Consider the following 16,881-nt stretch of genomic DNA (forward strand, 5'->3'; position numbering starts at 1 on the left):
AACTACCTCAAATAAGGCTCTAAAACTAAAGGAATCTTAATATTCCCATCTTTTTGTTGATAATTCTCCATAATCGCAACCAATGTGCGCCCCACAGCCAAGCTTGAACCATTTAAGGTATGGACTAATTGATTTTTCTTTTTAGAATCTTTATAACGAATCTTTGCGCGTCTTGCCTGAAAATCGCGTGTATTGGAAATAGAACTAATTTCACGATAGCAATTTTGTCCGGGTAACCATACTTCAATATCCACCGTGTTGCTTGCACAAAATCCCAAATCCCCTCCACAAAGCTGCACCAAACGATGTGGAAGCCCCAAAGAAACCAAAAGCTTTGAAGCACACGCAATCATGCGCTCTTGCATCATATCGCTTTCTTTTGGTGTTGTAATCGCAACCAACTCTACTTTATCAAATTGATGTTGGCGGATAATTCCGCGTGTATCTCGCCCTGCACTTCCCGCTTCTTTTCTAAAGCAAGGCGTATAAGCCGTCAGCATAAGAGGTAATTCCTCTTCGTCTAAGATTTCATCACGATAAAGATTCGTGAGTGTTACCTCTGCTGTAGGTATCAAATAAAGCTCGTGTCCTTTTTTAGCATTTTTTTCATTGGATTCCTCTTCTTCAAATTCTGATATTTTAAACAAATCATTTTCAAATTTTGGCAACTGACCCGTGCCAAAGAGAGTTTGTGCATTCGCAACTGCAGGTGTTCCAATCTCACTAAAACCACATTTGGAGTTAAAATCCAGCATATAATTAATAAGTGCGCGTTCCAACTTCGCTCCCATCCCCATAAATACGCTAAAGCGGCTTTTTGCAAGCTTCACTCCACGCTCAAAATCAATCCACCCATTTTGCTCCGCTAGCTCCCAATGCTCTTTGGGTTTAAAATCAAAATGTGTAGGTTCTAATACTTTTTTAATCTCAACATTATCCTTTTCATCTTTTCCAAAAGGCGTTTTAGAATCAGGAATATTAGGAATATTATGAGAAAACTCTTGCAATTTATTTTCCCACAATTCTACTTCTTGGGAATAAAGCGCAATTTGCCCTTTTAGCAAATCGCATTCCTCTTTGAGCGCATTAATATCGCCCCCTTCTTGTTTGATTTTGGCAAATAGCTTAGTTTTGGCATTTTGCGTGGCTTGCAATTCCTCTAAAGCAGATTTTTTTTGTTTATAATTCAAACTGCTTTCACGCAATGTATTCAAAAACACTGCGTCAATATTGCGTTTAGACAATTTATCCATCACCTCTTCAAAGTGATTTGTAAGAAGTTTTAAATCAATCATAATAAATCCCAAAAAAATTAAATGGCTAGATTCTACACTAAGGCTTGTTAAAACACACTAAAAAATTTATAAAAATCATTCGAAATTATGCAAGAATAATGTATAATCTAAATTTATGTTTAAGCTTTAAAAGAATTGGGTTTAATCTAAAAATAATTTGTTTTGGAGAATTAAAATTGAATTCAGTTGGAAATTTTGCAATTGTGCTTGGTATTTTATGTTTAGTATCAATTGTAGTTTTGGCAATTACCGCAATTTCAGTCAGTAAAAGTGGAGGAAAACTCACTTCTTTTGAAAAAAAGATTCTCTTTGCAGTAGCTTTTTTGCTTTGCTCTGGAATCATCTTGCTCTACATTTTTTCTAATTTAAGCCTATTTTTTGCATTATTTTCTTAGACTTTTTGGTTTTTCCAAATACCACTTTGAAAAATTTTCCAATACACAAACGCACGCAAGAAAGTTTCCAAACAAATGCAAAGATAAATATAAATTGCGGGATAACCTCTTGTAGCAATAAAATAACAAGGCACAACGCGCAAGCCCCAAATCATTATGCTATTAATCACAAGCGTGATTTTTGTAATGCCCGCTCCACGCAATGCACCATCAAGAATACAAATAAACGCAAAAGCAATTTGTGAGATTCCAATAGGCACAAGATAATGGACGCTTGCGAGAATCGTAGCGGAATCCTCACTAAAAAAACTAGACCAAAAGGGAGCAAAAACACTCATAAAAAACCCCACAATCCCCATAAAGATTCCGCCAAGCAGTAGAGTATTGAGGGTGGAGTATTTTGCTTCTAATGGTTTTTTTGCTCCAAGATTCTGCCCCATAAGTGCCATTGCAGCAATCATAAAACCAAATCCGGGCATAAAAGCAAATCCTTCAATTCTCGTAGCGATTTGATAGCCTGCTAAATCGTAAGTCCCATAAAACGCGACAAATTTCGTCATCACGATGATTGCAAAAAGCGTAAAAAGACGCTCACAACCGCTAGGGATTCCAACAATAAAAGCGCGTTTAATATAATCAAAATTGATTCTACCTTTAAGCGAAATGGGGCTATTTTTGTAAAATAAAAGGCAAGAAAACAAAGCGGAGGTTTCTAAAAAATTAACCACCAAAGTTCCAATTGCTGCACCCACAACACCCAATGCAGGCACAAAAAGGAATCCAAAAATCAAAGTATATTTTACAATGGGATTTAAAAGTGTAATGACAATTTTAATATAAAAAGGTAGCTTCGTTGCTCCAGCTGCTGAAAATGCAGAAATGCTTACTTGCTTTATCAACAATAAAGGCACACTAAAAAGCACGACACTTAAATAACTACTTCCGATTTCGTGTGCTTGGGATTCTATCCCAATCCAAGCAAAGAAAAATTCAAAGCCCCAAAACGCAGACAGCATTAAAGGCAGAGAAAAGACAAAAGCGGCGAAACTCAAGCTCATTACTACTTCATTAGCAGCCTTTTTGTCGTTTGCTCCCAAAAATCGTGAAACCAAAGCACTATTTCCGACAAAAATAATCGTGCTAAAGGCAAAAAGCAACATAATGAAGTTTAAGCTCACTCCCACAGCAACAATCGCACTTGCTCCAAATGTGCCAATCATTAGCAAGTCTATGGAAAGATTAATAATATCCAAAAGCGAATTTAAACCAGAGGGAATTGCGATATTTAGGATTCTATGGCTACGCTCTTTGGAATAAAATCGTATTTTATCGCGCATTTTCTTCCTTTTTGCTTCTTAGCTAACAAATCAATTAAATTGTAATTATTTTTAAGATTCTTTCTTGTGTTTTTGGACAATAACATAACATCAAATTGTAACAAAATCCTGCGAGATTCTTAAAAAGAAATCGCGTGGGAATACAAATAAGGTTTTACACAGAAATATTCAAATGCACAATCGTGCCATCTTCTTTTGTCTGTATAGAATCTTGTGATTCTTGCGTATCTTGCGATTCCTCTTCTTGCTTTTTTTCCTTTTCTTGCTCTGGTTCTTTACCATTTCCCTCACGTTCATCGTTTGTTTCAAGCACTTCTTCAGCGGGGCGCACTTCTTGAATCTCGTCTTGTTTATCTTGCATTTCCTGCAAATTTACCATTGCCTGAAAGTCAAGTTTGACTTGAGAATTTGCATGTTGCACAGAACCCACTTGGGCATTTTGATGAATATGAGTGATATTGCCAATAGGAGAAACTGCCATAATTAGTCCTTTTTAAGCTGAATCGTTTGAGCTTTGGCATAAACGACATTTGCACCTAAAGTGATTTTAACAAATTTACGCTTAGTGTAATCCACTGCGTAATTTTCATCACAATCTCTTGTAAATCCTGCTAAAATTTGCGCGGCTTTGCGTAAGATTATATCAGAAATTTTAGCCTTTCCGCAATGGATAATGCAATGCGAGCTTGGGATTCCACGAATATGCAACCAAATATCCTCTGCTTTCGCTACTTTAAGTAATGCAATATTTTCTTTTTCATTTTTACCAATAGAGACTTTAACGCCCTCTATGAAAAAACTTTCAAAGAATTTTTGTTTCTGTTTTGCTTCTTTTATGTTAGATTTCTTTTGCAAATTAGAATCCAAAATTTGTAAATCATTCAAATTTGTTACATTTTGTATCATTTGAAGCAGTTTTTGATAAAAAAAGATTTTTTCCTCCAAATTGCGTGTTTGTAGATGAATATTTTTGGCTTTTTTGGCAAGTTTTTTGGAGTTTTCAAAGAAAATTTGCGCTGTATGGCTCAAAGAATGCGCTTGCAGAGGCAAGAGAATTTTCTCATTTTCCAAGCAAATTTCTCTTTCCTTAAAATCTGGATACAAATAAAGATTTTGTAAAATCAACTGCCCCAAATAAGCTTCTTTTTTTGCATTGTTTTCTAAGGTACTCCTATCTTCTAAGGATTCCAAATGGTATTGTAATTGGGCTATTTTTTGGGAAAGGTGCGCACTAGACTTGGCAATCTTTGCCTGCAAATCTTTTGCCTTTAGAATCTTAAAGTTGTTTTCAAGTGTGGCAAACAACTCTCCCTCTTCTTTCAGCATTGGCGTATTTGTAGGCTGTGGTAGCGGCAAAAGAGGTTTTGTGATTCTTACTTCACGAAAAGACTGCTCTTTGGTAAGATGTCGCAGGGCATCTAACACAATATTTTTGGAATCTAGCAAAATCAGATTCGTATTTTTACCCGTAAATTCAGCCTGCAAGACGACTTGGGAAGTTTTATAGCTGTTTTTGGTTTCCAAGACAAGTTGCAAAATACGATTATTACCATCTACCTTTGCATCTACAATCCAAGAATTAAAGCAATATTTTTGCAAGCTTTTATCAAAAGGAGCTTGATAAACTTTAGAGCAAAGGAGCGTTTCTTGCGTGATAAAAATCGTGCTTTTGCCCTTACTTAAATCCACAAAAAACAAATCGCCATTGATATCAATTTTAAACAAATTGTCCGCGATTCTATAAATAGAGCGCAGCTTAAGGGGTGGCGTTTGCTTTAAATAATGCGCAAATTTTCGCAATGTTAAGAGATTCATATTGGAATCTTAAGATTTTTTGTATTGATTTCCCTCAATACATTTCATAGCAAAATCCAACGCCTCTTTTGTGATTTCATTACCACTAATCATACGCGCAATCTCGCGGATTCTGCCCTCTTTGTCCAAAGGAATGATTTTTGAACCTTGCGCACCTTTTTGAACCAAAAAATGTGTATCAGCTAAACTTGGCATATGGGATTGATGAGAAATCGCAAAGATTTGATAATTTTCAGAGAGTGTCTTAAGAGCTTCTGCGACCCCTTGGGATTCCTCGCCACTTAAATTCGCATCTACCTCATCTAAAATAATAATGGCTTGATTTTTTTCTTGCACGCTTTGTGTAAGCAAAAGTGCAAGACGAAATCGGTTAAACTCCCCTGCACTAAGATTTTTAAGCACAGTATTTAGGGAAATCTCCAAGATTTGATTGCCAAAAGGCTGATAGGATTCCACCTCTTCAATAGGATGTAAAGCAACTTCTGCCTTAGGCATTTTAAGGGATTCTAACGCATTACTTAAAGTTTCTTTAAAGCTAGAAAGATATTTTTCTCGTAGCTTTTTCAAAGCATTCGCGCTTTCTACCAAACTTTTTTTAGCAGATTCAAATTGCAAAGTAGAATCTTTTAAAATAGAATCCAAATTTTCATATTTTTCTAATTCTTTCTTTTTAGATTCCAAGTATTCCAATGCCTCCTCTACACCTCCATATCTATGCTTTAGCGCACTTAGAGATTCCAAACGATTCAAAATCTCTTCAGGATTAATATTCTCTAACTCCCCCAATCTCTCACTTTCTTGCTCACACAATGCCTCTAACTCGTTTAAGGCATTCAAAATCGTATCATTTTCACTTCCAAGCAAGTTTAGAAAATGGGAAACTTTGGAGCGATGACTTAAAAACTCTTGCACTCCTTGCAGACTTTCATTGATTTTTTCTTTCTTTGAAATCTCTTTTTTGAGCTCCAAAAGCTCCTCATATTCCCCCTTTTTTGGATTAAGGGATTCTAACTTTTGAATCTCAAAGCGCACAAATTCCTTAAGCTCTGCAACCTTTAATGCTTCCTCTTGCAGTTTTTTAAGCGCAGCCTTTGCATCTAAAAATTGTGCAAAAGAATCCTTATAAGCCTGCAATAAAACCTTGTATTTAGAATCCTTAGAGGAACAAAAAGAATCAAAAATCAAAAATAAATTTTCTACACCTATCACATCGTCCGCTTTAGTGCTTAAATGCTTCAAAAAGGGGGCAAAAAGTGCTTGAACTTTCTTTTTAGGGACATTTTGCGCATTCAAAAAAAAGCGAATCTTGTCTTTTTTGGTCAAAGTCAAAATCATCTCTCCCTCATCAAAAAGCCCCTTAAACTCCTCTCCAAATCCTTGTAATTCCAAAGTTGCTTCTAAAACTTGCGCATTGCATTCACGCAAACCAAAAAGAGCAAGGATAGATTCCATAAGCACGGATTTCCCTGCTCCACTTGCCCCGCTAAAAACATTAAAATGCGCACTAGGGGAAAAAGTTATTTGTTTAAAAATTGGGGAATCTTTAATGGTGATTTGATGAAGGAGCAACTTTTGCATTATTCAAAATCTCCCCAATGGAATTTTTCTTTCAAGATTTTAAAATAATCCCAATGTGCATTATGAATCAGTTTCACGCCATTATCTTGAACGCGAATTGCGATTTTCTCACCAAACTTCAAGGGCTTGCTCTCTTGTCCATCAATTACTACATTGCAACGTCCTTGCTCACCAAGCTCTACTTGAATCTCAAAACTACTTGGTAAAATCAGCGGACGCTGTGTCAAAGAATGCGCACAAATGGGAGTTAAAAGCAAATTACGAGAAAAGGGATAAACCACCGCACCGCCTGCGCTAATATTATACGCCGTAGAACCCGTAGGTGTAGCGATAATCAATCCATCGCCATAATACGCATTAAAATATTCTCCATCAATATATGCTTTTAAATAAATCATAGAAGCTTCGTCTAAACGCGTAAGAATAATATCATTTAAGGCAAAAAAACTCGCATTATTCTTTTGATTGTTTTGTATTTTTCCCTCTAGCATCATATGATTTGCGATATTGTAATTTCCTGTTTTAAGATGAGGCAAAAAGGATTCCACTTCGTCTTTTTGCAAATCCGTAAGGAATCCCAAATGCCCCATATTAATGCCCAAAATTGGCTTACCAAATGCGAAAGAACGTCGTGCGGTTGAAATCAATGTGCCGTCTCCTCCAATGGAAATTAACGCATCGCATTGCATACAAAGCTCTTCAAAGTTCAACCCACGCATACCAATCATTCCCGCACTTAAAGAATCCAAAATAACATTAAAACCTAAATCCAAAGCCAAACTTTGGAATTCTAAAAAATAAGCTTTCAATTCCGGAGTTGAAGGGCGCAAAAACACGCCCAAAGTGTGAATGGGGGGATTTAAATTCATTTTATTCAACAAAATAAGCTTTAATGCTGTATCCGCGTTTATTTTCTAACTGCAAGCTTGGACCCTCAAACACTGTTGCATTAGGGATTTTGGCATTAATTGCACGAATCGCGTTCCACGCGCGGAAGCTTGCAAGTCCCTCTTGCTTAAGCTCTGGCGACAATCCACGATAAGGATTCGTATCTACGATTCCTTGCACTTCAAAGGCAACAACACGCTTATCTGCTTGCAATTCTTTATCTACTTTTGTCGCAATGGAGAGCAAGCAACTTTGTGGAATCTCCCAAGTTCCAACTCCCATAGAAAAACATTCGGTAATGATTTGTTTTTTAGGCTTAATTGTGTAGCGCAACCTAGCCATTGTATTGGAGTTTGCACTATTTGCGTTTTGCATTTCTTTGACAGATAAACTCAAGCTATCTACAGACTGCGAAAGCGTTGCAAGCTCTTTTTCTTTTTGATAAAGTGCTTCTTGTAGGCGTTTAATCTCCTCCTCTTTAGCAAACTCACTTATGGCTTCCCTTTGTGATTCTACGATTCCATTTTGCAAATTAGGTTGTGTTTGGAATCCCAATATTTCTTGTGCTTTGCTTAGTAAAGCTTCTCCACTAGGTTGTGTAAGAAAATAATATCCTCCACCAAAAATCAGCCCAACTAGCACGATAAGCAAAAACAAATACGCCAAAAAACGTCCTTTATTAGAATCTTCTTGGGAATCCTCTAAAGAATATTCCACATATGCTTTCTCCTTTGGCTTTGCCGATTGTTTCTCTTGTGGCTCGCCTTTAAATTCCTCAAAACTATCAAAAATATTGTCTGGAATCGTGGTAGAAAATACATCTTCATTTGAATTAGGTTCTTTTTGTGTTGCATTAGACATTTTCACTCCTTATGCTACGCGTTTGAAATTGGATTTAATATTTTCATACGCTTCGTTAATTAAGCGGAATTTTTCCGCATAGCCATCAATAATTTTTTTATCTTGCCCATAAACATTGTCTGGGTGATAGATTTTAGCAAGTTCAATATAACGATTTTTTACACATTCAAAATCATCATTATAGCCACAACCTAGAATCTTATAGCTTTTTTTAAGGATTTTTTCCTCTTTGGTTAAATATTCCTCAAAGCATTCAAAAGTATTGTGCGTTTTAAAAGTTTCGTAATCAAAATCCAACACAATATTATGAATCACTTTGATTGAAAGTGCGCCGATGAGCTTCTCCCAAAAATAAGGGCTACTAGAATCCAAGAAAATCTCCTGTCTTGTATAGCTTAGCACAAATTCTTGAAATAAAGAACTCAAATATCTTCTTGCAAGACGACTTGGACGATTGAGTTTCAAGCATACTTGCGAATTACCAAAAGAGCTTTGAATAATCTGCAAAGACACAATAATATGTTCCAATACCGCCCGATTTTCAATCATTTTAATACGAATAGGCAAATAACTGCTATCAATAATTGTTTGGAAATCCTCGCTGTCTTTTTTGGCTTCCTCTTGCATTGCGACATGGTATGCCCAATTCAAAAAATAGTCTTTTTTGTAACGTTCGCCATCGTCTAAGATTAGCACAGAGCTTGAAAGACGATAGGCTTTGGAAAAATGCTTATAAGCAAAATCCACCGCACGTTTTAAAAATTGCGATTCTTTTTCGATGCTGATTTGAATGTATGGCTCTAAGAGCTCTACTTTCATAAACTTCCCTTCAGTCTTTAATCCTAAATTCGTCGCCATTATTGGCGTGTTAAAGTAGATTAAGCAATTCTAATTCCACTTTTTTATTTTTGAATATCAACACTCTTTTGCTCTGCCTTAATTGCTGTGAGATTCTGCATAATTTTATCTATTTCTTTCTTAAGTTCAAAAGAGGCTTGCGTAATTAATTGCATTTTATCCTGTGTGGTTTGTTCGTTTTGATTCAAAAACTGCGCATAAGTTTTTTTAAGGCAATTCATTGGTCCAAAAAGACGCGCTTGAAATTGTTCAAAGCAAAAAGTTTCATTTAAACTCTCTCGCACATTTTCCAAAGTCGGATTAAACAAGGCAAACTCCTCTTGATTTTCTCTATGCTTAGTGATTGCATTTTTAATCTTTAAATCCAAACGATTCAAAGTCAAATCTATTGCATTATTATAGCTAAGAGCTAGAAAATTGCTTAAGACATTCAATTCACTACGCAAATAAGAGGTTGCAACAAGAGCATTTTTGTTAAAATCATCTAGTAGATTTTCGTAACAATTTTGAGCAAATTCTCGCAAATTTCCCAATGCTTGACTTTGAGGTGCGACAAGATAAAGCTCAATATTTTTGGGGGCATTATGCTGCCATTTTGCTAATTCTTGTTTTAAGGCATTGGTATTTTGCCCAATAGAGCGCACAAACAAATCCAAAAAGTTCTTAATTTTCACACTTAGCGCCTTATAATCTTTCACTAATTGCGTATCTTGGTTTTGTAATTCTATATGTAGCTTTTCTATTGGGAGAATTACCACTTCTTTATTAGTTTCAACAGACTTTGTGCGCAAAAGACCTTTTTCTTTTTGTGCAAAAGTAAAGGGCTTTTTCTCCAATGCGCTAAAGATTCTTTGCGCAAGCGTATCTAGCCACAAATCCAACCCGATATATAAATCATTAAAGATTTTTTGTTCCTTTTCTTGTGAAAGAGCGCAATTTGCAATACACTCTTGCAGGTTTTTTTGTAAAGTTCTTTGCAAGATTAAATAACATTGGTTAATTTTATGATATTGTAAATGTAGCAAAATGTGCATTTCGCGAAGTTTTTTAAGTGTGCTATAAGATTTAGCAAAACTTGCCTTGGGCTTAATAGTCTGATTTAGAAAGTCAAAAATCAAAGGCATATTAGAATCCTGCATTCGCTGTTCCGCATTTTGAGAGTTTAATGTTTCTAATTCTTGCCAAATTCCCTCTTGTAAATTCTGATAAGTTGCATTCAAAGATTCCATAATATCTTGCGGATTTTGAGACTTTTTAGAATCCCCATTAGAATCCTGCAAGGCAAGCGTTTGGATTATTTGCGCAAAAGAAAGAAGTTTGTTCTCAAGGAATTTTTGCGGGGTATTTAATCTTGCGCTTAATGCGAGTTTAGCAGAGATTGGAATCACTTCAGAGAAAATTCCCTCAAATGCCACTTTTGCATATTCTAAGCTTGTTTGCACTTCTTGTTCGTCTTTTAGTCTGTCCTTTTGATTTAAAACACAAAGACTTTTTTGCGCAAAATGCGTAATAAACTCTTTGAGTAACGCTTTTTCACTATTTTTTCCCGCATTATCAATAAGAGTGAGCCAAATAATTCCATCTACATTTTCTAAGATTTTTAATGTCGTGTGTGTATCATCAGAATTTTGAGAATTAAAGCCCGGTGTATCCAAGAAATTAATTTCTTTCAAAAACAAAATCGGGGCATAAAGACAAAAATGATGGATATTTTGAGAATTTTCACGCGAGAGTTTATGCAAAAAATCTATATTTTGTAAGACTTTGCGCCCATCTTTGTAGAGAATTTCTAAAATATAATCCTCTCCATAACAAATTTTGCATACTTTTGAGGTAATCGGGGTAATCCCTGTAGGTAAAATATCCTGCCCCAAAAGTGCGTTTAAAAAAGTGCTTTTACCACTTGAAAACTGCCCGATAATTGCAATTTGCATAGGCTCTACTTCTTTTTGCTGTAAATTTTCAAAAAAACTCAAAGTATAATCACTAGGATTTAAATTATCTTGACAAGCAAGAATCAGTCTTTGCGTAGGAGATTTTTGTGCAATTTTTGCTTGCAAGATTTCACATTCTTTTAAATATTGTTTTAGCATTTTGCGCTCCTTGTAGCATAGCTTTGCAAGGCTTTAAAACTCTGCAAAGCCTCCTCTAATGCTGCTTCGTTTTGATTTAATAAACTTTCCTTTTGGGATTTTTCTTGCGCACTATTTTGTGAATTTTGCAAAGCATTTTGCAAAATTTTTGCTTTGTTTTCCAAGTCCATTTTTAAATTTGTCTCTAAATCCTCAAGAAAATTTTTAAAATTCTCTGTGAGTTTAGATTCTAATGCCTTATTCTGTGTGATAATCATCGCAAAAAACTCCACAAACCCCGCTTCAAAATCTAAATCCAATGCGCTTTTAAGCTCACTTCTTTGATTTTTGCCAAACTTTTGCACGGATTTTGTGATAGATTTTAGAATCTTTAATGCAGTTTTTCTTAAAAGACTTTCATCAAAATGAAGATGAAAATTCTCCAAAATGCTAGAGTCTTTTTCTCCTACTTGCACCTGCGTTTCAAACTGACTTTGTAACTGCGTAATCTTTTTGTCCAAACTTTGGGTGCAAAAACGCAAAATATCACTCAAAGTATCTTTTAACCCCAAATCCAAGATTCTTTGCAATCGCTCATAACTTGGCGTTTTACCCTTATCATAATCATAAACAATATCCGCAAAAATCCTTTCACTCAAAATATTTTTAGAAAGTTCTAGCTTTTGATTAAGTTCCTTTTGCAAAGTTTCAAGATAAGTTTGTAATTGTTGCGTCGCATTGTTTAGGGATTCTTTAGTTTCTTGAAGTTTTGTCAGACTCTGCTCTTGCTCTATTTTGGCTTCCTCTATAAGTTTTTTAATCTCACTTTCTTTAGCAAAAAGCAAACTTTTTTCTAAAACACAAGCCGATTTGATGTTTTCAAAAACTCGCACAAACCCTTGCGCACTTAAAAAAATCAAGTCCTTTGCTTTGGTGCTATTACCACCCAACAAGGTTTGATTGAGATAATCAAGCAACGCATTAAAATTGGACGATTCTAGGCTAAAGCCTAATTCTTTTGCTTTTTGTGGATTGGTTTGAGCAAGCAAGGCAGGATAGCTCGCAAGCGCAATAAAATCTACCCTTTGGAGCATTAATTCCGCATTGTCTTTAGACATACTCTGAATTAAACGCGCTTTAATGCTTTCTCTCGTGTAATTCAGAGCAGATTCTAATTCTTTTGTCTCTAGCAAATCCGCGTGCGTTAGGATAATCAAAATCCTTGAGAGATTCGCATTTTGCAAAGTTTGCAAGATAAAATCCACATCAATTTGTGTCGCACTCTGTGCCGCATTCATTGCGTGAATGAGCAAATCACAACCCAAAATATAGTCTTTGGTGATTTCCTCTCTTTGCACGATAGGGTCATCAAGTCCGGGCGTATCTACGATTTCTACTTTATTTTCCAAGAATTTCAGAGGAGTAAAGAGTATGGTTTCCTTGATGAGATTACATAATCTGCTAGAATGATTTGCCGAAGTGTATTTGGGTAAATCTTGCAAAGAAATCTTTAAACTCTGTGTAGAATCCTGCACAAATTTCTCCAAAACCTCTTTAAATTCCGCATTATTTAAAAGTTCAGCAAGTGTAGAATCTTCTATTGTAGATTTCAAATCTTCCCATTCTGCCTTGTTCCAAAAGCTCACTTGCGCACTAGGTGTTTGAGCGTATTTTAGAAGCGTCAAGCTTGCAGTCTCTGGAATCGTAGAGCTACCCAAAATCTCCTGCCCCAAAAGTGCGTTTAAAAGCGTGCTTTTCCCTGCGCTTAACACACCTGTGATTCCGATAGAAAAATGCTGATTTTTAAGCTTTAACAAAAGAGATTCCAACTCCGCTAAACTTGAGGAGAGGTTAAGAAGATTCTGCGCTTGCATTGCCTGCAAAACTGCCTTTTTTTGCTCTAGGAGTTTTAGACTATTTCCCCAAAAATCTTGCAAAAAGTTTGAATCCAAAGTGGATTCTTGTTGTTTTTGTAGAATCTCTACTTCTTTGATTTCTTGATGTGCAATCCTTTCTAAATGCGCCTTGATTTGTTCTAAAAATTCTCCTTTTGCAACCTTATGTTGCTCCAGCAAAGCAAGGTTTTCCAAAACTTTTTTGAGCAGATTTTGCGTTCTTTTTGGCTCTCTTTCAAAGGCTTTATGAATATTGAGAAGCAAGGTGTATTGCACCTGTAAGATTCCTTTAAAGCTTAAGGTTTTGCAATATTTTTCACAAAGATTTTGTAGCACAGCACTCTGCCAAAAAACATTAAAACTATGCAAATCTTGACTTAAAAAAATCGCTACAATCTCACTTGCTTTTTCGCTTTCTAAAATATGCAAATTCCCTAGTGGCACGATTTCTTTAAAGATTGATTCTAAATATTCCCCTAGCTCTTTCATTTTGCCTCCTTAAAGATTGGACTAATTTTATAAAACATTAACGCACTTGCAAACAAAATCCCACTCAAAAACAAACAAAGCACTTCCCAACCGAAATGATAATAAAGATAACTCGGCATTGTCGTGCCAATCGTGCCACCTGTATAATAAAACGCAAGATACAAGCCATTTGTGATTCCCTTTTTCTCACTAGAAATAGAATTCACAAATGCAGACAAAACAGAATGCACAATGAACATTCCAATACAAATCACAAACACCGCAAAAAAGAGCCACCAAAAGCTTTTGATTAGCATAATCAAAGGTGCGATTCCAAAAACCACAAAGCCAAAAATGATTGCACGCAAATCCCCTCCAAGCAACCTTTTAATGCGCCCGACCAAAAGCGCGGCAACAATGCCAATAATATATCCTAGATACAAAAAACCAATCTGTGCTGGGGTAATGTCTGGGTTTAAGGCTTTGATTTCAAAAGGCATAAAGTTTAGCGCGCCTTGAAAACAAAACAACACCAAAAAAGCCCCCGCATAAAGCACTGCATATCGCTTATCTTTCAGTAGCTCCAAAACAATTTTTGGTGTGATTTTTGCATTTGTCATTTGGGAGCTTTGAGGAATCCTAAAAGAAAGAATCGCAACCACCAAAGTAGTAATTCCAAGTGCAGCAAAAGTGAATTGCCACGAGGAAATAGAAGTAATAAACCCGCCTGCTACGCGCGAAAGTACACCTCCAAAAACCGTGGCAGCAACATAAAGGCTGACATATTTTTGTATATTTTGCATATCAATGCGCATTAAAGTTGTCAAAGTCGCTGTCAAGGCAGCTGGAATCGCGAGAGCTTCTAACAAACGCAAAGCAAGAAAAGTCCTATAATCTTGCGCAAAACAAAGCAAACATTGGAAAACGCCAATCATTCCTAAAGAGACAAACAACACCTTGCGTGTATCAAATTTTTCCAACAAATAACCATAAACAATGGGGGCAAAGGCAAGTGCGAGCAACACAACAGAAGTAAAAAGCGTAACTTGTGTGATAGAGATTCCAAACTCTTCCATAAAAAGAGGTTGCATAGGCTGTGTGATATAAAGGCTAGAAATCGTTACCATAGCACTTAGCAGGACAACCAATACAATATAAGTTTTCAAAATTGATTCCTAAAGTTTTGTAAAATTCTAAAACAAATTTGCTAAAGATTCTTTGATTTTGGGATTTTTTTATTTCATTTTCTTATCAATTAAACTATTTTTATTAAAAGATTTTGAAGTATAATTTTGTGGGGTGTTACCACAGGCTGACACCCTGTGGTAAAATCTATGCCCAAAAGGACATATGATGAGTATCACTAAATTCATCATCGTGGCAATTATACTGCTTTGTATAATTGTTGTCAAGGCTTATTAGCCTCGCCCTGCTTTTGCAGGGTAATGATGAATTGAACCTGTGGATTCTACTTCCACTCAATCAATAAAGATTCTACTGCGTCATTGCGAGAAAATTTGTAAAATTTTCGTGGCAATCTATAATGTTGGACTTTAAAAAAAATAATATAATAAAATCGTAAAAAGAATAAAATAGAAAGTAAAACGAGATTCAAATTACAGATTATTTCAGGCAAAGCCCTTGCAAAGAAAGAAATAAAAAGAAAATAAGAAAGATGATGAGGGAGAACCCTCATCAAAGGAGAAACACTAGAAGCTGTATTTTACTTCTACACGCACTCTTTGGCGAGTTTCATCGTCGTTTGCATTATAAGTAGTAGCAGTAGCAACACCAGCAGCATCAATGGAGTATCCATTTACAGCATAACCATCCGCATCAGTCATCAAGTAAGCATAGTAGCCACTAATTGTAAGGTTTTTGTTGTGTTTCCAGCTGATTCTTGGAGTGATTTCTTGGAAATCTGTATCTTTAATTGTTACATTTCCTGAAGTTACTTCGTTGTTACCCCAAACATAATCTAGTCCGATTCTTAATCTGCTATCTACCATAGAATAACCGATTGCACCATAGAATACACTGATTTCTTGTTCATTTCCGAAACCATGCACGCCTCTTGGTAAGAGTGCAGAAGTGCTAATGCCTGTTGCATTATTTTGCCACCAGATTGCTCCAGCGTATTTGAATGCTGTGCCATCATCGTTCAATGTTACTGCTGTTCCGTCTTGGAAGTTTGTAACCCAACCAAGTTTAACATCTAGTGGAACATTATACTCTTGAGCGAAGTTTGCACCTAAGTTAAGCACGAACAAGTCGTTTGCTTCAGCAATGTTTGCTCTGTTGGCGACACTACCAATTTGCAAGTTGTTTGTACCAACTACGCTAGGGTGTAATGCACCTAGAATAGAACTATTGCTATTGTCTAGTTTAGCTAAAGCATATTGTAATGCAACATCAAAAGTAGCATTGTTCCAGCTTAATTCACCAAATCCTAGTGCATCTACTGCATCTTGGATATAGAATCCCCAAAGTTGAGCACCAAAGTGTCCATAAGCTGTATCTACACCATAGATACCTGCAAGAGCATAGAGGGGTTTAGTGATAGAACCGCCATCATTACCACCTGAAGTATAACCTCTTGTTAATTCTAAGTCATCAATTGCCCAAGAGTCAAATGCACCTGCTGCAAAAGTAAAGCCTTCTAAATCACTATTAAGAGCTAGGATACCTGTTCCTCTATCATCATCGCCTGCGTTTGTTACAGGAGTAGCTAATCTTTGCTTACCAATAATAACAGTTGTAGCTGTGCTATCAGGAGTAATCACTGCATTGAATGTGCTAACACCAAAGCTTCCGTCTTTGCCTGAACCTTCACCATCACCTATACCGGGATAAGTGTTTCCGTGATTTACATTGTTGGATTCGTTGTTGTAAAGAATTCCTAAGTTGAATGCAACATTATCAGCTACAGGAGCTTTGAAGTCTGCTACTGCTTTCCAGCGGTGAGTAGCGTTGCTATTAGCCACAGAATCTTTATTGAATCCATTGGCATCATATCTATCATCATTGTATCTGTATCTTAGATACCCACTAACATCAATTCCCTTAATTGCATCTTCTAAAGGTTGAGCAAAACTCGCAGTAGAGAATGCACCCAAAGCAACACTTGCTGCTAAACTAAGTTTTAGAAATTTCATTTTAATCTCCTTTTTGTTAGAATTTCGAAATTACAACTGCTTTAGAGCTTAGGCAAAGCTTTTGTAAGCTTCACCCTCACCCTAATCAATCAAGTAAGATCTAGCTTTGGAATATTCTAACCTAACAAAGCTAGACCAAAATTTTAGCAAATAGGGGGGGGGGGGGTGTCAAGTGCTTTTTTAAGAAATTTTTAATTTAATGTGTTTCTCTGCTTTTTTCTTTTTGTGTTTTGATTGCTTGAAAGTTCATTGTTTGCATTGTTT

Annotated in this window: 12 protein-coding genes; all 12 read right to left on the reverse strand. The window is 36.0% G+C overall.

The features are described from left to right. Positions 1-2: 2 nt before the first annotated feature. The 12 genes from serS to CQA43_RS05545 all read right to left on the reverse strand — a co-directional run bounded on the left by serS (position 3) and on the right by CQA43_RS05545 (position 16,617). Complete coding sequence (gene serS / locus CQA43_RS05485) at positions 3-1,295, reverse strand: serine--tRNA ligase (RefSeq protein WP_115551601.1); 1,293 nt, start codon at positions 1,293-1,295, stop codon at positions 3-5. 391 nt (positions 1,296-1,686) lie between these two features. Beyond that, positions 1,687-3,027 (reverse strand): MATE family efflux transporter, encoded by a 1,341-nt coding sequence (locus CQA43_RS05495; protein WP_115551602.1) that lies wholly within the window; start codon positions 3,025-3,027, stop codon positions 1,687-1,689. 154 nt (positions 3,028-3,181) lie between these two features. Next, positions 3,182-3,508 carry a hypothetical protein gene (locus tag CQA43_RS05500; protein WP_115551603.1) on the reverse strand — a complete coding sequence of 109 codons (327 nt, stop codon included), beginning with the start codon at positions 3,506-3,508 and terminating at the stop codon, positions 3,182-3,184. Between the two features lie 2 nt (positions 3,509-3,510). Next, positions 3,511-4,842, reverse strand: a complete 1,332-nt coding sequence (locus CQA43_RS05505; protein ID WP_115551604.1) for an NFACT family protein — start codon at positions 4,840-4,842, stop codon at positions 3,511-3,513. 9 nt (positions 4,843-4,851) lie between these two features. Next, positions 4,852-6,420, reverse strand: a complete 1,569-nt coding sequence (locus CQA43_RS05510) for a DNA repair protein RecN (protein WP_115551605.1) — start codon at positions 6,418-6,420, stop codon at positions 4,852-4,854. Next, positions 6,420-7,289: an NAD(+)/NADH kinase gene (locus CQA43_RS05515; protein ID WP_115551631.1), complete on the reverse strand. Its 870-nt coding sequence runs from the start codon at positions 7,287-7,289 to the stop codon at positions 6,420-6,422. The genes CQA43_RS05510 and CQA43_RS05515 overlap by 1 nt, the downstream gene beginning before the upstream one ends. A gap of 1 nt (position 7,290) precedes the next feature. Continuing rightward, entirely contained in the window at positions 7,291-8,169 is an 879-nt protein-coding gene (locus tag CQA43_RS05520) for a hypothetical protein (RefSeq protein WP_245944235.1), read from the reverse strand. Between the two features lie 9 nt (positions 8,170-8,178). Continuing rightward, positions 8,179-8,988 (reverse strand): J domain-containing protein, encoded by an 810-nt coding sequence (locus tag CQA43_RS05525; protein ID WP_115551606.1) that lies wholly within the window; start codon positions 8,986-8,988, stop codon positions 8,179-8,181. 83 nt (positions 8,989-9,071) lie between these two features. After that, positions 9,072-11,120 (reverse strand): dynamin family protein, encoded by a 2,049-nt coding sequence (locus CQA43_RS05530; protein ID WP_115551607.1) that lies wholly within the window; start codon positions 11,118-11,120, stop codon positions 9,072-9,074. After that, positions 11,114-13,483: a dynamin family protein gene (locus tag CQA43_RS05535; protein ID WP_115551608.1), complete on the reverse strand. Its 2,370-nt coding sequence runs from the start codon at positions 13,481-13,483 to the stop codon at positions 11,114-11,116. Before CQA43_RS05535 ends, CQA43_RS05530 begins: the two co-directional genes overlap by 7 nt. After that, entirely contained in the window at positions 13,480-14,628 is a 1,149-nt protein-coding gene (locus tag CQA43_RS05540) for an MFS transporter (RefSeq protein ID WP_245944236.1), read from the reverse strand. The genes CQA43_RS05535 and CQA43_RS05540 overlap by 4 nt, the downstream gene beginning before the upstream one ends. Before the next feature lie 543 nt (positions 14,629-15,171). Next, on the reverse strand, positions 15,172-16,617 hold the full coding sequence (locus CQA43_RS05545; RefSeq protein WP_115551610.1) for a major outer membrane protein: 1,446 nt from the start codon (positions 16,615-16,617) through the stop codon (positions 15,172-15,174). Positions 16,618-16,881 lie beyond the last annotated feature (264 nt).

The sequence above is a fragment of the Helicobacter ganmani genome (assembly GCF_003364315.1).
Taxonomy (GTDB): domain Bacteria; phylum Campylobacterota; class Campylobacteria; order Campylobacterales; family Helicobacteraceae; genus Helicobacter_D; species Helicobacter_D ganmani.